This window comes from Burkholderia sp. HI4860 (genome assembly GCF_002223045.2).
Classification (GTDB): domain Bacteria; phylum Pseudomonadota; class Gammaproteobacteria; order Burkholderiales; family Burkholderiaceae; genus Burkholderia.
In genome coordinates this window covers 1,014,801-1,032,518 of sequence record NZ_NKFO02000003.1, presented here as the reverse complement: position 1 = coordinate 1,032,518, position 17,718 = coordinate 1,014,801, and the positions used below count along the sequence as shown (strand labels likewise).

17 protein-coding genes are annotated in these 17,718 nt (G+C 66.6%); 11 read left to right on the top strand and 6 right to left on the bottom strand.

Going from position 1 to position 17,718, the window contains the following annotated elements; all coding sequences use genetic code 11:
* Positions 1-58 precede the first annotated feature (58 nt).
* The 3 genes from efeB to CFB34_RS20090 all read right to left on the bottom strand — a co-directional run bounded on the left by efeB (position 59) and on the right by CFB34_RS20090 (position 4,046).
* On the bottom strand, positions 59-1,369 hold the full coding sequence (gene efeB, locus CFB34_RS20100; RefSeq protein WP_089439364.1) for an iron uptake transporter deferrochelatase/peroxidase subunit: 1,311 nt from the start codon (positions 1,367-1,369) through the stop codon (positions 59-61).
* An 11-nt stretch (positions 1,370-1,380) separates the two neighbouring features.
* On the bottom strand, positions 1,381-2,514 hold the full coding sequence (locus CFB34_RS20095) for a hypothetical protein (protein ID WP_089439365.1): 1,134 nt from the start codon (positions 2,512-2,514) through the stop codon (positions 1,381-1,383).
* Positions 2,515-2,579: 65 nt separating this feature from the next.
* On the bottom strand, positions 2,580-4,046 hold the full coding sequence (locus CFB34_RS20090; protein WP_089439366.1) for a carbohydrate porin: 1,467 nt from the start codon (positions 4,044-4,046) through the stop codon (positions 2,580-2,582).
* 680 nt (positions 4,047-4,726) lie between these two features.
* On the opposite strand from CFB34_RS20090, the gene groES reads away from it, so the two are divergent.
* Together groES and groL are read left to right on the top strand one after the other, a co-directional pair.
* Positions 4,727-5,020 carry a co-chaperone GroES gene (gene groES, locus CFB34_RS20085; RefSeq protein ID WP_039361157.1) on the top strand — a complete coding sequence of 98 codons (294 nt, stop codon included), beginning with the start codon at positions 4,727-4,729 and terminating at the stop codon, positions 5,018-5,020.
* 46 nt (positions 5,021-5,066) lie between these two features.
* Positions 5,067-6,707: a chaperonin GroEL gene (gene groL / locus CFB34_RS20080; RefSeq protein WP_039361154.1), complete on the top strand. Its 1,641-nt coding sequence runs from the start codon at positions 5,067-5,069 to the stop codon at positions 6,705-6,707.
* 109 nt (positions 6,708-6,816) lie between these two features.
* On the opposite strand, the gene CFB34_RS20075 is transcribed toward groL, so the two are convergent.
* Positions 6,817-7,188 carry a hypothetical protein gene (locus CFB34_RS20075; RefSeq protein ID WP_089439367.1) on the bottom strand — a complete coding sequence of 124 codons (372 nt, stop codon included), beginning with the start codon at positions 7,186-7,188 and terminating at the stop codon, positions 6,817-6,819.
* A gap of 538 nt (positions 7,189-7,726) precedes the next feature.
* A complete protein-coding gene (locus tag CFB34_RS20070) occupies positions 7,727-8,593 on the bottom strand; it encodes a hydroxymethylpyrimidine/phosphomethylpyrimidine kinase (RefSeq protein ID WP_089439368.1) in 867 nt (288 codons plus the stop codon).
* A 254-nt stretch (positions 8,594-8,847) separates the two neighbouring features.
* Between CFB34_RS20070 and CFB34_RS20065 the strand changes: the two genes are divergently transcribed.
* From CFB34_RS20065 to CFB34_RS20030, 8 genes are all read left to right on the top strand, one after another.
* The gene (locus CFB34_RS20065; protein WP_004186709.1) at positions 8,848-9,018 is read left to right on the top strand and encodes a rubredoxin; all 171 of its coding nucleotides are present in this window, start codon (positions 8,848-8,850) and stop codon (positions 9,016-9,018) included.
* Between the two features lie 104 nt (positions 9,019-9,122).
* Positions 9,123-10,424 (top strand): hypothetical protein, encoded by a 1,302-nt coding sequence (locus CFB34_RS20060; RefSeq protein ID WP_089439369.1) that lies wholly within the window; start codon positions 9,123-9,125, stop codon positions 10,422-10,424.
* A gap of 182 nt (positions 10,425-10,606) precedes the next feature.
* Entirely contained in the window at positions 10,607-11,185 is a 579-nt protein-coding gene (locus tag CFB34_RS20055) for a YqgE/AlgH family protein (RefSeq protein ID WP_011351143.1), read from the top strand.
* A complete protein-coding gene (gene ruvX / locus CFB34_RS20050; RefSeq protein WP_011351144.1) occupies positions 11,182-11,631 on the top strand; it encodes a Holliday junction resolvase RuvX in 450 nt (149 codons plus the stop codon). Before CFB34_RS20055 ends, ruvX begins: the two co-directional genes overlap by 4 nt.
* Positions 11,618-12,130: a bifunctional pyr operon transcriptional regulator/uracil phosphoribosyltransferase PyrR gene (gene pyrR / locus CFB34_RS20045; RefSeq protein ID WP_089439370.1), complete on the top strand. Its 513-nt coding sequence runs from the start codon at positions 11,618-11,620 to the stop codon at positions 12,128-12,130. The genes ruvX and pyrR overlap by 14 nt, the downstream gene beginning before the upstream one ends.
* Positions 12,131-12,203: 73 nt before the next feature.
* Positions 12,204-13,235, top strand: a complete 1,032-nt coding sequence (locus tag CFB34_RS20040) for an aspartate carbamoyltransferase catalytic subunit (protein ID WP_006476735.1) — start codon at positions 12,204-12,206, stop codon at positions 13,233-13,235.
* A 53-nt stretch (positions 13,236-13,288) separates the two neighbouring features.
* Complete coding sequence (locus CFB34_RS20035; protein WP_089439371.1) at positions 13,289-14,569, top strand: dihydroorotase; 1,281 nt, start codon at positions 13,289-13,291, stop codon at positions 14,567-14,569.
* A gap of 19 nt (positions 14,570-14,588) precedes the next feature.
* A complete protein-coding gene (locus CFB34_RS20030) occupies positions 14,589-15,446 on the top strand; it encodes a lysophospholipid acyltransferase family protein (RefSeq protein WP_089439372.1) in 858 nt (285 codons plus the stop codon).
* A gap of 32 nt (positions 15,447-15,478) precedes the next feature.
* On the opposite strand, the gene CFB34_RS20025 is transcribed toward CFB34_RS20030, so the two are convergent.
* Positions 15,479-16,318 (bottom strand): symmetrical bis(5'-nucleosyl)-tetraphosphatase, encoded by an 840-nt coding sequence (locus CFB34_RS20025; RefSeq protein WP_089440361.1) that lies wholly within the window; start codon positions 16,316-16,318, stop codon positions 15,479-15,481.
* Between the two features lie 338 nt (positions 16,319-16,656).
* On the opposite strand from CFB34_RS20025, the gene rfbB reads away from it, so the two are divergent.
* Positions 16,657-17,718 carry a dTDP-glucose 4,6-dehydratase gene (gene rfbB / locus CFB34_RS20020; RefSeq protein ID WP_089439373.1) on the top strand — a complete coding sequence of 354 codons (1,062 nt, stop codon included), beginning with the start codon at positions 16,657-16,659 and terminating at the stop codon, positions 17,716-17,718.

Genomic DNA, 17,718 nt, shown 5'->3' with positions numbered 1-17,718 from the left:
TCAGCAGGTTGCACCCGGCCGGGCCGGGAAGGTGTGCGTTGCCTTGCGTTGTGCGTCGTCATGCCTCGAACAGCGCGGCGCCGATGTACGAACCCGGTTGCGCGCCCGGCGGGCACGCGAAGATCGCGCTGCCGACGTGCGTGGTGAACTGGTTCATGATGTCCAGCTTCGCGAGCTTCTCGTTGATCGGAATGAAGCCCTTGCGCGGGTCGCGCTGGTGCGCGACGAACATCAGCCCCGCGTCGTACTCGGTCTGCTGGCGCCACGGCGGCCAGCGCTCGATGTAGAAGTTCGTGCTGTCGTTGTACGAGTACGCACGGCGCAGGATCTGCGCGCCGTTGTTCAACTGCGGCGACGCGAGACGCGCGTGCGAGTTGTCGGGGATCACCGGGTTGCCGTCCTTGTCGGCCGCATCGAGATCGAGTGCCTCGAACTCGTGCTTCTGGCCGAGCGGCGCGCCGCTGTACTTGTGACGGCCGACCACCTGCTCCTGGAAGCCGAGCTCCGTGTTGTCCCAGTGCTCGAGCGTGATGCGGATCCGGCGCACGACCGTGTAGGTGCCGCCGTTCATCCATGCCGGGCCTTCGCTGCCGGCCCACACGAATTCGTTCATCGCGGCCGGGTCGGACATCGGCGGGTTCATCGTGCCGTCCTTGAAGCCCATCAGGTTGCGCGGCGTTTCGCCGGGCTTGCCCGACGTGAAGCCGGCCTGGCCCCAGCGCATCTGCGTTGCCTTCGCGCCGAGGCGCACGAGCTGGCGCACTGCGTGGAACGCGACCTGCGCGTCGTCCGCGCACGCCTGGATGAACAGGTCGCCACCGGTCTTTTCCGGCAGCAACTGGTCGCCGTTGAAACGCGGCAGGTCGACCAGCGCGGCGGGGCGATGCTTCGCGAGGCCATAGCGGTCCTTACCGGCGAGCGCGAACATGCCGGGGCCGAAGCCGAACGTGATCGTCAGGCGCGCGGGGCCGAGGCCGAGCGCGTCGCCCCCGTCCGCCGGCGCGACTTCGTCGCTGCCCGTCGTGGCGAGCGGTTGCGCGGTATCGCCGCGCGTCATGCGCGCGGCGGCGTCGGTCCAGGTTTTCAGCAGCGCGATGACATCCGCGCGCTGGGCCGTCGTCAGGTCGAGCGCCGCGAAATACGCGTGGCGCTGCTGCGGCGTCGTGATGCCGCTCTGGTGCTTGCCGTAGAACGGCTCGATGCCGTCATGCGCGGAAGCGGGCGTGGATGCGGGCGCGGCGGCCGGCGCATCCGCGGCCTGCGCGGCCGGGATCGACGCCGCCGCGAGGCCGGCGGCCACCGCGGCGCCGCCCGCCTTCAGGAAGCCGCGCCGTGCGGGGCGCGGTGGCTGGTTGGAATCGTCTGCCATGATGGGTTCCGTTACTTCGCGAGCAACAGCGTGTTGACGTCGTCCGCGACGTAGTAGAAGCCGTCGCCTTCGGGCGTCATCGCGATGCCGAACAGGTTGCCGTTGCCGGGGGGCGTCTGCGCCTTGTCGGTATTGATCCAGCGCGCGTAGATCTGCTTGCCGGCAACCGGGTCGATCTCGACGACCTGGCCGTTCTGCGCGTTGGTCGCGAGCAGGTGGCCATTCGGTGCGGTGGCGAGCGCGAGCGGGCGGCGCAGGAAGCCGTCGGCGGTGACCTGGCGGCCGACGCCCGCGCTGGTGTCGCGCGTGAGCGGATCGTCGATTTCGACGATGCGGTTGCCGATCGCGTCCGACACGTACAGCTTCTTCTGGTCGCCCGACAGCGCGAGGCCGGTCGGGCCGACCAGGAACACGCCCTTGTCGGCCTGCGCGCCGAGGCCGCTCGCGACGACCGTTTCCTGCTTGATCGCCGGCGGCTTGCCGGCCGGCACGTCGAGGTCGAGACGCAGCACGGTCGCCTGCTTGTAGACGGGCGGATTGCCGTCCGCGCCGCCGACGCCGAAGCCGGCCATGCTGACGAACAGCGTCGCGCTGTCGCCGCGGTCGACCACGGCCATGTTGCCCCACGGGTCGTTGATGTTCGGGGTCGACCACGTCGACGCGATCTTGCCTTGCGGATCGAGCACGATCAGGCAGCCGGCGCCCTTGGTGTTGGTCGTGCCGTCGTTGCTCGGCGTGCTGCCGACGATCACCCAGCCGGATTTCAGCATCGTCATCGCCGTCGACAGGCCGACGCCGCCGGGGCAGGCCTTCAGGTCGCGCGGAATCGACGCGAACAGGCTCAGCTGCTTGGTCGACGGGCGGTAGTTGACGATCGTGCTGCCGGTGCCTTGCAGGTTCGCCGCGTTGTTGAAGTTGTCGACGAGCACGTCGCCCGCCTGGATCGTGCCGGCCGACACCGGCGCGACCGCGATCGCGTACGGGTTCTGGTCGCCGTTGTCCGGCACCGTGTTGACGAGCGTGGTGTGGCGATGCACGGTCTCGAGGAAACCTTGCGGCTCGGCGAGTGCGCCGGCGGCGGCCGTCAGCGCGGCGGCGGCCAGTGCGCCCGTCGCGAGGCGGCGAAGCGGGGCGGATCGAATCATGTGAATCTCCTGGGGAGCGCGCCGTCCGGGCGGCGCGCGAAAATGGTCGGCGTGGGCGCGTCCGCTCAGAACGTGATCGTCGTCCGCGCGCCGAGCACGAACGTGTTGCGCAGCGGCTGGGTCGCGTCGCTCGGGTTCTGGCCGGCGCCGGCATTGAACGTGTACTGCGCGTCGGCCTGGACGATCCACCACGGATTGACCTGGTACTGGTAGGTCGCCTCGAGCGTCGTCTCGCGGGTGCGCACGCCGTACGGGCCGGTCGCGAACGTTCGCGCGGTCTGGTCGAGGTCGGTCACGTGGTTGCCGACCTGGATGTACGTGACGCCGAGGCCGACGCTGTCGTTGTCGCGGCCGGCGAACGGCGCCTTCAGCACGATCCCCGCGTTGGCGGAGAAGCTCACCAGGTTGCGGTCGCCCGGCGCGCCCATCACGCGCGCAAACACGCCGAGGCTGCGCGGGCCGGTCGGGTCGGGTCGCCAGATCATCTGGTCGGCCACTGCGTAGAAGCTGTAGTTGCCGTGACGCTGCTGGGCGTCGCCGTTCGACGCGGGGTCCGCGAGCGACAGCCCGTCGGTACCGACGTTCTGGTCCGCGAAGCGGCCGTTGTGATACCAGACGCCGATCTTGTAGGTACCCGGCAGCCCGTTCGAGCGGCCGGTGTCCATTTCGCCGTCGGACGGCTGGTTCAGCGCGTACTGCAACTCGCCGATATAGAGCGCGCCGTTGTGCAGGTTGAAGTTGGTGCCGCTCAGGTTGCTCGGGTTGTTGCCGAGCGGATCGCCGTCGAACACGCCCGCGAGCGCGGTGAGCTTCGGCGTGATCTGCGCGCGTACGCGCACGCCGAGGCCCGCGAGCGGATACGCGGGGCCGCCGTTCGGCAGGTCGTAGGAGGGCAGCGCGGGCCAGCCGAACATCGTGTTGACGAACGTGTTCGCATACGTGCTGACCATGAATTCCTGGTCCAGGCTCTGCTGGCCGATCTTCACGTCGACGCGCTTGTCGAGGAACGACTGCTGGTACCACAGCTCCCACAGGCGCGTCGTGCCCTGCGCCTCGATGCCGCTCGCGGTGTTGAGCGTGCCGAGGTTGCGCGCACTCAGGTTGGTGCCGTGGATCTGCAGCGCGCTGACGTTGAACGTGCCGCCGGGCAGGCCGATTGCCTTCTGCGTGTCGACCGTCAGGGTGGCGGTCGTCAGCCCGTCGTAGGCGCCGCCGCGGTTCAGGCCGCCGCGCAGGTTCGCGAGGTACTCGCTGGTTTCGGTGATCTGCAGCGTCGCGCCGTACTTGCCGAGCCACGGGCGGATGCCGCCCATGTCGCCGAGCAGGCTCTGGCGCGTCCAGATGCCGGTCCACATGTTGGTCGGCTTCGCCTGGATCGCCAGGTCGGCCTCGGGGGCTTCCGGCTGGGCGTCGACCGGCACGTCGGCGAACGCCGCGCCGCTCGCGAACGAGGCACACGCGAGGATGGCCGCGCAGGCGGCGGGGCGCATCCGAGCACGGATGGTGTCTCCCTGGAACGACGCAAACTTCATATCAAATCCCTGGTTCTATTTAGTCTGGAGTCCTGCTTGTCGGTCGCTGCCCGGACGCTCGGCACCGATCGGCCAGGGCATGAAGATGAACGCAACGCGGCGCATCGTAGGAGTGTCGAATGGGAATGTCAATGTAAACGAGAATGATTCGCATCTAAATTACTGAATGTAATCCACGTCCTTACGGATGTGGCCTGACACGTGTTTAGTGGAGAGGTAAACCGTAAATATCGGCGTAATGAAAATGAATGCTTCGATGCGGATCGATGGCTCCGCTGCGCGGGGCGCAGGAGGCGACCGGCGGGTGCGGGATCGCGCGTGCCGGCGGATGGAATCGACGCCGCTGCAGCATTTATCGAGTGATGCCGGCGATCGCGGGAACTCCGTGCTTTCCCGGTGTCCAAACGGGGCTGGATGAGATTCCGGGGCAGCGCAGCCTCGCCGGCAAGGCTGGGTTGAGCTTGTAATGATTTGTTTTTAAATGGTTTTTTTGTCGGATCCGCGTGCTTTTTCGCCTCGTCCCCACTCCGAAAATTCGTCCGGTTCCCCTTCTTGAATTTGTCAAAACCCGTCCATATAATTAGCACTCGCTGCACGAGAGTGCTAACAATTCTCTGCCGGGCGATAAGCCGGGCAGATTCCCTAAGCGTTCTTCAATCTCAGTCAAGAGAGGAGTGAATATGAACCTTCGTCCTTTGCACGATCGCGTGATCGTCAAGCGCCTGGATCAGGAAACCAAGACCGCCTCGGGCATCGTGATCCCCGACGCCGCTGCTGAAAAGCCGGACCAGGGTGAAGTCCTGGCCGTCGGCCCGGGCAAGCGCGACGACAAGGGCGCCCCGATCGCGCTCGACGTGAAGGTCGGCGATCGCGTCCTGTTCGGCAAGTACGCAGGCCAGACCGTGAAGGTCGACGGCAGCGAACTGCTGGTCATGCGCGAAGAAGACATCATGGCCGTGGTCAACGCGAAGTAAGCGTCCACTGACGGTACATATTCCCAAGAATTCAAGGAGTTAGAAGATGGCAGCTAAAGACGTCGTATTCGGCGATTCCGCCCGTTCGAAGATGGTCGAAGGCGTGAACATTCTCGCCAACGCAGTCAAGGTCACGCTCGGTCCGAAGGGCCGCAACGTGGTGCTCGAGCGCAGCTTCGGCGGCCCGACGGTCACCAAGGACGGTGTGTCGGTCGCGAAGGAAATCGAGCTGAAGGACAAGCTCCAGAACATGGGCGCGCAAATGGTCAAGGAAGTCGCTTCCAAGACCAGCGACAACGCAGGCGACGGCACGACGACGGCAACCGTCCTCGCGCAATCGATCGTTCGCGAAGGCATGAAGTACGTCGCATCGGGCATGAACCCGATGGACCTGAAGCGCGGCATCGACAAGGCAGTCGCAGCGGCTGTCGAAGAGCTGAAGAAGATCAGCAAGCCGTGCACGACGAACAAGGAAATCGCACAGGTCGGCTCGATCTCGGCGAACAGCGACACGTCGATCGGCGATCGTATCGCTGAAGCGATGGACAAGGTCGGCAAGGAAGGCGTCATCACCGTCGAAGACGGCAAGTCGCTGGCTGACGAACTCGACGTCGTCGAAGGGATGCAATTCGACCGCGGCTACCTGTCGCCGTACTTCATCAACAACCCGGAAAAGCAAGTCGCTGTCCTCGACAACCCGTTCGTGCTGCTGCACGACAAGAAGGTGTCGAACATCCGTGATCTGCTGCCGGTACTCGAGCAAGTCGCGAAGGCTGGCCGTCCGCTGCTGATCATCGCTGAAGACATCGAAGGCGAAGCGCTCGCAACGCTGGTCGTCAACAACATCCGCGGCATCCTGAAGACCGTTGCGGTCAAGGCGCCGGGCTTCGGCGACCGTCGCAAGGCGATGCTGGAAGACATCGCGATCCTGACCGGCGGCCAGGTGATCGCGGAAGAAACCGGCCTGACGCTCGAGAAGGCAACGCTGGCAGAACTGGGCCAGGCGAAGCGCATCGAAGTGGGCAAGGAAAACACGACGATTATCGACGGCGCAGGCGAAGCCGTGAACATCGAAGCACGCGTGAAGCAAGTGCGCGCGCAAATCGAAGAAGCGACGTCGGACTACGACCGTGAAAAGCTGCAAGAGCGCGTGGCCAAGCTGGCTGGCGGTGTTGCAGTGATCAAGGTTGGTGCAGCGACCGAAGTCGAAATGAAGGAAAAGAAGGCACGTGTCGAAGACGCACTGCACGCAACGCGCGCAGCTGTGGAAGAAGGCATCGTGGCAGGTGGCGGCGTTGCGCTGATCCGCGCTCGCACCGCGATCGCAGGCCTGACCGGCGCTAACGCCGATCAAAACGCCGGCATCAAGATCGTGCTGCGCGCAATGGAAGAGCCGCTGCGCCAGATCGTCACGAACGGCGGCGAAGAAGCCAGCGTCGTGGTGGCGGCAGTTGCTGCAGGCCAGGGCAACTACGGCTACAACGCAGCGACGGGCGAGTACGTCGACATGGTCGAAGCCGGTGTGGTCGACCCGACCAAGGTCACGCGTACCGCACTGCAGAACGCAGCGTCGGTTGCAGGCCTGCTGCTGACGACGGACGCAGCTGTTGCTGAACTGCCGAAGGAAGACGCACCGATGCCGGGCGGTATGCCGGGCGGCATGGGCGGCATGGGCATGGACATGTAATCGACTTCGGTCGATGGTGTCCGGGGCGCGCAGCGATGCGCGCTCCAGCCAAAGAAAAAGACCCGCAGCGATGCGGGTCTTTTTTTATGGATTCGCCGGACGATCGAAATCAGAAGCCCGGCAGATAGCACGAAGTGTCGTCGTCTTCATCGTGAAGGCCGTAGCTGCACGCGAACGGATCGTGCCAGCCGTTGTTCCGACCGTTGTAGAGGTAGACCGTGTTGTCGCTCGATGCCCAGGTCAGCGATGCGGTGCCGCTGGAGTAGACGCGCCACCTCCCCGAACTGCCGTCCGGAAACGAAATGGCGCCATCCGAATGGCAGGGCGAGTAGTAATCGTGAGCGACAAACCTGCCGTCAATCGGCGCGGCTCTCGAGAAGAACCGCTTCAGTTGCGCGACGGTCGGTTTGAAATTCTTGCATGCGTCCCTGGTCAGCGGGTCGTCCGGGGCTGACGTCTGGCCGGATTGCTCGACGGTCACGGTGCTTACCGTTCTGGCGTGGCAGATAGCGATCGGGACACACAACACAATCGACGCAACACATTTGGCTCGAACCATAGCGTTACTCCCACTGTGCCGTGCTTGCCTCGGTGGCGTTCTTGCGCCCGACTTCCGGGATTCGTGACCACGGGATGCGGCGGGGCCGGTTTGACTCATCCAGACGACAGGCATCTCGAGATTCGGCCCTGATTCCCTTCGATTTCAGGAGCGTGTCCTGAACCATCGCATACTCCTTTGCATGGTGCACATTGAATGGGGTGAACCGTAGCAGGGGATATCGCGGCCAATCTATGGGACCGATTCGATTTTTGGCGAGCTTGGGTCTTGAAATGTTCGACGTTCGTTCATCGCTCAACTGAACGTTGATACGAATCGAATCGGGCTGGCGGAATGCGGATTCAGCCGCGATGACTGCGGCCGTGTCGGACTGAATGACGGATGCGGGCAGTAGGGGACGAGAAGGGAGTGGTGCGGCGGGCGTTTGATCGTCTAAACACCCGCGTGCCCCTAGGTCACCTCAATGCCGATGCGACGTCCTCGGCACCGCGTCGGCCTTCACGGCCGGCGGCGTATCCGAATCCTCGTTGCTGCGCGCCCAGAAGAACCGGTCGGGCAAGTACGCTCCCATGCCGGGCCGGAATGCGTCACGCGTGGCCTGGTACAGGTATTCCTGCGCTTCGCGAACCGCTTCGGGCGGCTCCTGGCCGTTCGCGAGCAACGCCGCGATGGCCGCGCCCAGCGTGTCCGTGATGCCCATCAGGCGGTGCGGCGAGCGATCCCACATGTCCTCGCGGAGCTGGCCTTCCTCGCCGTACAGTGTATTGACGAGCCGGTGCGAGCCCGTCTCGGACGACAGGATGTACTCGCAGCCCTGCGACAGCAGGTGCGAGACCGCCGCGTCGAGATTCGGCGCCTCGGCGTCGCCGTCCGGCTGCGCGAGCGCGATCAGCGTCGCGTAGTCGGCGACCAGCAGCGTGGTTTGCGGTGCCAGCAGGTCGGCGATCGATTCGCGCAGGTCGTCGGCTGCGAGCACGTGCTCGTCGTCGAGCGTGAAGTCGGGCGCGAGCACGAGCGGCACGCCGTCGTAGTCGGCGACGACCTCGGCGATCGCGCTCACGACTTCCGCGCGCGTCGCCGCGCCGATCTTGAACGCCGCAACCGGCATGTCTTCGAGCAGCATGCGCGCCTGGGCGGCGACCACGTCGGGATCGAGGCCGGTCACTTCGTCGCAGGCGGCCGAGTCGCGCACGGTGTAGCCCGTCAGGACGGACACGCCGTGACAGCCCATGCTCGCCAGGGTCAACAGATCGGCTTGAATGCCAGAGCCGCCGGTGGGGTCGGACAGGCCAAAGGTGAGGACGATCGGAGGGGCGTTGCTGGACATGTAAAAATGGGGCAAGAGAAAAACGGGAAAGCGACGGGCATGCGGACGGCGAGGCGAAATGGGCGTTTTCGGCCCTGTGTTGCCCGGCAGGCCGCACTTTTCAGCCATTATGCGGCGGAATCCGGCCCGCACGACGGATTTTTTAGCGCAGCGCAACGTAGTCGCGTTACTCCAGCGCGATTGCTAGGCAGTCCGGCCCCGACACGGTACCATCATGGCTCCCGAATTTACCGACTTTCCCGACGCGGCTTAAGATGGAATACAAGAGCTGGATGTGCCTGATTTGTGGCTGGATTTACGACGAAGAAGCCGGGCTGCCGGAAGAGGGCATTGCCCCGGGCACGCGCTGGGAAGACGTCCCGATCAACTGGACGTGTCCTGAATGCGGCGCCCGCAAGGAAGACTTCGAGATGGTCCAGATCTGACCGGACCCTTGGCCCACGGACACACCGCTCAGGCCTCGCATCGACCCGGCGCTCATGCGTCGAGGCTCGCGCGAGCGACTTGACGATGACAGGCGCGCGTGTCCATGAGGCCAGAACCGGCGAACGTTCCCCACCCTGACGCACTGCCCAACCCGCGCGGCGGAGCCGTGCGCGCGGCCGACGCATGGCTTGCGGCGGCCGCCGACGCTTTCGAGCATCGCGACGACGCGGCCGCACCGCTCGCCGCTGCGGCGGCCGTGCTCGCGGAAGCCGGCTGGCTGCCGGCCGCGCGTTTCGCGGGGCAGCTGTCGGCCGCCGTGCCGCTCGTCGCCGCCGAGCCGACTTCGGCCGGCTGGCGTGCCGCGCTGCGCGATTTCCGCGCGGCCGTCGCACGCCACAACCTGCGTGAGCTCGCCTGCTCGCCGGTTCTCTTCGAACATTTCCGCGCATTGCGTGCGCAAAGCGCCGCCGACCTGCGCGCGCAGGTGCCGCTCGACGCGCTCGCGCTCGTCGGCCGCGCGGTGCCGCCCGCCACGCTGCGTGTGCTGCCCGACGCGTTCGCGACCCGGATTCGTGCCCGCTACGAACAGGCGTTGCTTGGCGTGCTGCGCGCGGAACACGGCGCACCCGACGCGGCACTCGACGAACTCGATGCGATGCTGGTCGCGCTCGCCGGCGACGAGCCATACGATTTCTGGCGGCTCGCGGCCGCATGCGTGCGCGCGCTGCGCGCCAGCGGCGCACCCGAGCTGAAGCGCTTTCTCGCGCGCACGAACCTGCTGCTCGGCGAGCACGCGCAGGGCCGGCGCAGTGCGCCGCCCGAACTCGTGCGGGAGACGGTGGCGCTGCTGTGGCGCGATTTCGCGCTGTTCGGCGCCGCGGCCGAGGATGTCGCGCTCGTCGACGTGCTGCACGACTACGGATTGACGGTCGACTGGCACGTCGCCGGCACGCCGGCGTCCGAAGCGCTGTGGGAGGCCGATGCCGCCCGGGCCGAACGCGACGCGGTTGCCGCCGCGCCGACTCGCGCACTCGGCGTCGTGACGGTCAATGCGCATGCCTATGAGGATTTCCTGCAGACGGCCGATGCGTCGATGGCCGACCTCGCGGCCGATCCGGCCGGAGCCGACGCGGGTGCCGCGTGGCATGCGTCCGGCGCCGCCTACCGGGTCGGCACGGCCGCGTGCGCGCTGGGGCTCGGCCACGCGGCGCTGCTGGCCGACACGCTTGGCCTCGCGTGGCGGCGTGCGGCGCACGGTGTGCCGCTTGCCGACGGCGGCCTCGATGCGCATGGCCACGCGTCCGACATGCTGCGCGCGGCGCTGCTGAAGATTGCGGCCGGCGTTGCGCCGCCGGACCTCACGGCGGCGTCCGGCGCGCTCGGCGCGGCGCTCGGCCGGGCCTGACGAACAAGGGGACGAACACGCGCCGGCGGCCCTTGCCGCGCGGGTCCGCAACACGCTGCCGACAGCGCCCGCGCGCGTGTTAGAGTGCCATGTGATCCGTGCGCGCCGTTGCCAGCGCGGTGCGGCGTTGCTTGTTGATCGCGGCCCGGTCAGGCCGCGGCGTCTTTGCTAAAATTCAAACCATGTCAAAGCCTTCCGATCGCATCAATCTCACCAACCAGTTCCTGATCGCCATGCCGAACATGGCCGATCCGACGTTCTCGGGAACGGTGGTCTATCTTTGCGATCACAGCGAGCGCGGTGCGCTCGGCCTCGTCATCAATCGTCCTACCGACATCGACCTCGAATCGCTGTTCAACCGCATCGACCTGAAGCTCGACATCGAGCCGCTGCTGCACATCCCGGTGTACTTCGGCGGCCCGGTCCAGACCGAGCGCGGTTTCGTGCTGCACGAGCCGGTGGAGGGCGCGAGCTACAACTCGTCGATGTCCGTCGAGGGTGGGCTGGAGATGACCACGTCGAAGGACGTGCTCGAGGCGGTCGCGACGGGCACCGGCCCGAAACGCTTCCTGCTGACGCTCGGCCATGCTGGCTGGGGGGCAGGGCAGCTCGAGGAAGAAATTTCCCGCAACGGCTGGCTGACGGTCGCCGCCGATCCGCGCATCGTGTTCGACACGCCGGCCGAAGAGCGCTTCGAAGCCGCACTCGGCCTGCTCGGCGTCAGCTCGTCGATGCTGTCCGGCGAAGCAGGGCACGCATGAGTGGCGCGAGCGCGCGCGATGCGACGCTCCTCGCGTTCGACTACGGCGAAAAACGTATCGGCGTCGCGGTCGGCAATGCGCTGACGCGCTCGGCCCGTGCGCTCGTCGTGATCCAGAACCTGAACCGCGAACACCGCTTCAAGGCGGTCGGCGACCTGCTGGCCGAATGGCGGCCGGACGCGCTCGTCGTCGGCCTGCCGATGCATCCGGACGGCACGCCGCACGACATGACGCAGCAGGCAAAGCGCTTCGGCAACCAGCTGAACGGCCGCTTCGGGCTGCCCGTCACGTGGGTCGACGAGCGCTATTCGTCGGTCGAGGCCGAGGCCGGGCTGCGCGAGCGCAACGTGCGCGGCCGCGCACGGGCCGAGATGCTCGATGCCGAGGCCGCGCGCGTCATCCTTCAACAGTATCTCGATCAATTGTCCGACCATGAGCACCATTGACGCCGAGGCGCTTTACCGCGTCCTGCTCGACCAGATCCGCGCCGCGTACGGCACGGCGTTCGCCGAACCGGGCGGCCCGCGGCTCGCCGGCATTCACAGCGGCGGCGCATGGCTTGCCGAGCGCCTCGCGCGCGATCTCGGTGCGCCCGCGTTCGGCGTCGTGAACGTCGCGCTGCACCGCGACGATTACGCGAAGAAGGGGCTGCACAGCCAGGCCAGCCCGACGTCGCTGCCGTTCGAGATCGACGGCGCGCGCATCGTGCTCGTCGACGACGTGCTGTTTACCGGGCGCACCGTGCGCGCGGCACTCAACGAGCTGTTCGACTATGGCCGTCCGGCCGCGGTCGAACTCGCGGTGCTCGCCGATCGCGGCGGCCGCGAGCTGCCGGTCGCCGCGCGCTTCGCGGGCGGCGCGCTCGACGTGCCGGCCGGCGCGACGCTCGTGCTCGCACGCGACGATGCGCAGTTCACGCTGCGCGTCGAGGTGCACGGCGCCTGAACGACACGCGAACCGTATCCCGGGCCGCTGGTTTGCACCGCGGCCCGTTTGCATAGTTGGAATCACGCACACCATGACCACCGACACCACTGGCCGCACCGGCAATCCCGCCGCGGCCGCGAGCCCCGACCGGTTCCGCTACGGCTTCCTGAAGGGCAACCCGCAGCTCACGAAAAACGGCGAGCTGAAGCACCTGCTGTCGATCGAGGGCCTGCCGCGCTCGATCGTCAACCACATCCTCGATACGGCCGAGCAGTTCGTCAGCGTGACGGACCGTGAAGTGAAGAAGGTGCCGCTGCTGCGCGGCAAGTCCGTGTTCAACCTGTTCTTCGAGAACTCGACGCGCACGCGCACGACCTTCGAGATCGCCGCGACGCGCCTGTCGGCCGACGTGCTGAACCTGAACATCAATGCGTCGTCGACGAGCAAGGGCGAATCGCTGCTCGACACGATCAACAACCTGTCGGCGATGCATGCCGACCTGTTCGTCGTGCGCCATGCGTCGAGCGGCGCGCCGTACCTGATCGCCGAGCACTGCGCACCGCACGTGCACGTGATCAACGCCGGCGACGGCCGCCATGCGCACCCGACGCAGGGCCTGCTCGACATGTACACGATCCGTCACTACAAGCGCGACTTCACGAAGCTGCGCGTGGCGATCGTCGGCGACATCCTGCATTCGCGTGTCGCCCGCTCCGACATCCATGCACTCACCACGCTCGGCGTGCCGGAAGTGCGCGCGATCGGCCCGCGCACGCTGCTGCCGGGCGGGCTCGAGCAGATGGGCGTGAAGGTGTTCCACAACCTCGACGAAGGGCTTAAGGGCGTCGACGTGATCATCATGCTGCGCCTGCAGAACGAGCGGATGAGCGGCGCGTTGCTGCCGTCCGCGCAGGAATACTTCAAGACCTGGGGCCTGACGCCCGAGCGCCTCGCGCTGGCCGCGCCCGACGCGATCGTGATGCACCCCGGCCCGATGAACCGCGGCGTCGAGATCGATTCGCAGGTCGCCGATGGCCCGCAGTCGGTGATCCTCAACCAGGTCACGTTCGGCATCGCCGTGCGGATGGCGGTGATGGGCATCGTCGCCGGCAACAGCGACTGAGCCCCGCTTTCGCGCATCCTTATTCACGCAATCAACGCATTCACTGACAGCGCATGAAGATTCATATCAAAGGCGGCACGCTGATCGATCCGGTCGCCGGCACCGAGCAGCAGGCCGACGTATTCGTCGCGGACGGCAAGATCGCCGCGCTCGGCACGGCGGCGCCGGCCGGTTTCAACGCGGACAACACGATCGACGCGGCGGGCATGATCGTCGCGCCCGGCCTCGTCGACCTGTGCGCGCGGCTGCGCGAACCCGGCTACGAGCACAAGGCGACGCTTGCGTCCGAGATGGCCGCGGCTGTCGCGGGCGGTGTCACGACCCTCGTGTGCCCGCCGGATACTGACCCCGTGCTGGACGAGCCGGGCCTCGTCGAGATGCTCAAGTTCCGTGCGCGCAACCTGCACCAGGCGAACGTGCATCCGCTCGGCGCGCTGACGGTCGGCCTCAAGGGTGAGGTGATCACCGAGATGGTCGCGCTGACCGAGTCCGGCTGTGTCGGGTTCACGCACGCCAACGTGCCGGTGCGCGACACACAGGTGCTGCTGCGTGCGCTGCAGTACGCGAGCACCTACGGCTACACCACGTGGCTGCGCCCGCAAGACGCGTTCATCGGCCGCGGCGGTGTCGCCGCGAGCGGCGCGCTGGCGTCGCGGCTCGGGCTGTCCGGCGTTCCGGTAGCGGCCGAGACGATCGCGCTGCACACGATCTTCGAACTGATGCGCGTGACGGGCGCACGCGTGCACCTCGCGCGGCTGTCGTCGGCGGCCGGCCTCGCGCTCGTGCGCGAGGCGAAGGCCGAGGGGCTGCCCGTGACCTGCGACGTCGGCGTGAATCACGTGCATCTGATCGACGTCGACATCGGCTACTTCGATTCGCAGTTCCGGCTCGATCCGCCGCTGCGCAGCGAGCGCGATCGCGAAGCGATTCGCGTGGCGCTCGCCGACGGCACGATCGATGCGATCTGCTCCGATCACACGCCGGTCGACGACGACGAGAAGCTGTTGCCGTTCGGCGAAGCGACGCCGGGCGCGACCGGGCTCGAGCTGCTGCTGTCGCTGACGCTGAAGTGGGCCGACGAGACGCGTACGCCGCTCGCGCAGGCGCTGCGCCGCATCACGTCCGCGCCGGCTGACGTGCTGAAGCTGCCGGCTGGCCGCCTCACCGAAGGCGGTGCGGCCGACCTGTGCGTGTTCGACCCGCGCGCTCATTGGCGCGTCGAGCCGCGTGCGCTGAAGAGCCAGGGCCACAACTCGCCGTTCCTCGGCTACGAACTGCCGGCCACCGTGCGCGCGACGCTCGTGGCCGGGCGGATCGCGTTCGAGCGCTCCTGAACCACGCCGGACTATCGCCATGATTGCCCTTCGCAAGCTGCGTCTCGTTTTCCACCTGTTGCGCGGCATGGTGATCGTCGCGCTGCGTTTTTCGCACGTCACGCCGGCGCGCCGCGCCGAGCTGATACGCCGCTGGTCGCTCAAGCTGCTGCGGATCTGCGGGATGCGTCTCGTCGTCCATAACGACAGCGCGCGGCTCGACGCGAGTGCGCTCGTGGTCGGCAATCACGTGTCGTGGCTCGACATCTACACGGTCAACGCGTGGCGGCCGACGCCGTTCGTGTCGAAGGCCGAGGTGCGACAGTGGCCGGTGGTCGGCTGGCTCGCCGAGAAGCTCGACACCGTGTTCCTGCAGCGCGAGAAGCGCACCGAGGCGATGCGCGTCATGCACGAGATGGCCGAGCGCCTGCGCAACGGCGGGCTGATGTGCGTGTTTCCGGAAGGGACGACGACCGACGGGCAGGAACTGCTGCCGTTCCACGCGAACCTGTTCCAGGCCGCGGTGTCGGCCGGCTGCGCGGTGCAGCCGATCTGCCTGATGTACGAGGATGCGCAGGGGCGGCAGTCGGTTGCGCCGGCCTATACCGGCGAACTGGCGCTGGGCACGTCGCTCGACATGGTGTTGCGCGGCGGCCCGCTCGTCGCGCACCTGTACGTGTGTGAACCGATTGCACCGGGGGGCGACCGGCGGGCGACGTCCGCGGCGGCGCGTGAAGCGATCGGGGCTGCGCTCGTGAAGTTGCAGGCGAAGGTTGGCAAACCGACGGCCGAGTCGCTCGCGGAATTGCAGAAGCATGCGTATCCGGCGACCGAGGTTGGTGTCGGCGCGGCTGGGCATGAGGCGGCCGACGCACCGGTGCCGGGGCGTGAGGGTTGACGCGCTTCCCGGCGACGCGAATCAGCCTTTAATCACTCTCCGCCCGGCGCGCGGCACGCATCGCACTGCACCTGCGTGACCGTGCGCTGCGCCGGATCGGCGGTCAGCCGCACGGCTGACAGTTGATTGCCCCATACACACCCCGAATCGAGCGCGACGACGTTCTCGCGCACCATCAGGCCGAGCGCGGCCCAGTGGCCGAACACGATCGTCACGTCCTCGGTGCGGCGCCCCGGTACGTCAAACCACGGCAGGTAGCCGGGCGGCGCGCTGTCGGGGCCGCCGTTCGCCTTGAAGTCCATTGCACCGTCGGGCGTGCAGAAGCGCACGCGCGTGAACGCGTTGAACGCGACGCGCATCCGGTCACGTTTCTTCAGATCAGGGCTCCATTGATTCGGCTCGTTGCCGTACAGCTTCTGCAGCGTGTCGCGCCAGTCGGGCGCGCGCAGCGCGCGCTGGAGCTCGTCGGCGAGTTCGAGCACGAGCGTGGCATCCCACTGTGGCAGCACACCCGCATGGACGAGCAGCATGCCGTTCTCGGCATGCACGAACGGACGGTGGCGGACCCAGTCGAGCAGCGCATCGGCGTCGGGCGCGTCGAGGATCTCGCCGATGGTGTCGCCCGGGCGCTCAGTGCGCAGGCCGGCGGAGACCGCAAGCAGGTGCAGGTCGTGATTGCCGAGCACGACCGTCGCGCGCGGGCCGAGGTCGACGAGTGCGCGCAGCGAGGCGAGGGAATCCGGGCCGCGGTTGACGACGTCGCCGGCGATCCACAGCGGCGTGTCGGCGGGGGCTGAAAGCTTTTCGAGTAAAGACTGGAAAGCGGAATGACAGCCTTGGATGTCGCCGATGGCGATGGGGGCAGGAAGCATGAGGGTCAGATCGTACCGAAACGAGGTGAACTGGGGAAAATCGTATGAATATACGTTGGCGCAACGGCTGATCCACATCGGGCGACCCGCCAGGCATGCTATTTTTCGTGGCGCAAAGGGCCTCGCGCTGTATCAAGTTGTTAGCAGCATGGAGTTGGCACCGGCTGGATTCCTATAATTGACATTTTCACTCCGAAATTAACATCTCGTGACTTTGCTGGTATGGCGACCGGTTAAAATGCCGGGCCTGATCGGCCGAGACTTGGCCACTGTGACATGACAAGAAGTGCGATGAGCGCCTGCCAGGCGCGCCGCACATTATTATTAGAGGGTGTTTCATGATCCTGGTTACCGGCGGCGCGGGTTTTATCGGTGCCAATTTTGTACTCGACTGGATGGATGTGTCCGATGAGGCCGTGCTCAACGTCGACAAGCTGACCTATGCGGGCAACCTGCGTACGCTGGCGCCGCTCGACGGGAATCCGGATCATGTGTTCGCTCGTGTCGATATCTGCGATCGTGCGGCACTCGACGCGCTGTTTGCCGAGCACAAGCCGCGCGCAGTGATCCACTTTGCAGCCGAGAGTCACGTCGATCGTTCGATCCACGGGCCGGCCGATTTCGTGCAGACCAATGTCGTCGGTACGTTTACGCTGCTCGAAGCGGCACGCTCGCACTGGAACGGCCTAAACGATGCGGACAAGGAGGCGTTCCGCTTCCTGCACGTGTCGACCGACGAGGTGTTCGGGTCGCTGTCCGCGACCGATCCCCAGTTCTCGGAAACGACGCCTTACGCCCCGAACAGCCCCTATTCGGCGACGAAGGCCGGCTCCGACCACCTGGTGCGTGCGTATCACCACACGTACGGTCTGCCGACGCTCACGACGAACTGCTCGAACAACTACGGCCCGTACCAGTTCCCGGAGAAGCTGATTCCGCTGATGATCGCGAACGCGCTCGCGGTCAAGCCGTTGCCGGTCTACGGCGATGGCCAGAACGTGCGCGACTGGCTGTACGTCGGCGACCACTGCAGCGCGATCCGCGAAGTGCTTGCGCGCGGCGTGCCGGGCGAGACGTACAACATCGGCGGCTGGAACGAGAAGAAGAACCTCGACGTCGTGCACACGCTCTGTGATCTGCTCGACGCGGCGCGGCCGAAGGCGACGGGATCGTATCGCGACCAGATCACCTATGTGAAGGATCGTCCCGGCCATGACCGCCGCTACGCGATCGATGCGCGCAAGCTCGAGCGCGAGCTCGGCTGGAAGCCGGCCGAGACGTTCGAGACGGGGCTCGCGAAGACCGTGCGCTGGTATCTCGACAATCAGGTATGGGTGGACGAGGTCGCGTCCGGCGATTACCGCAAGTGGGTCGAAACGAACTATGCGCAACGCACGTGA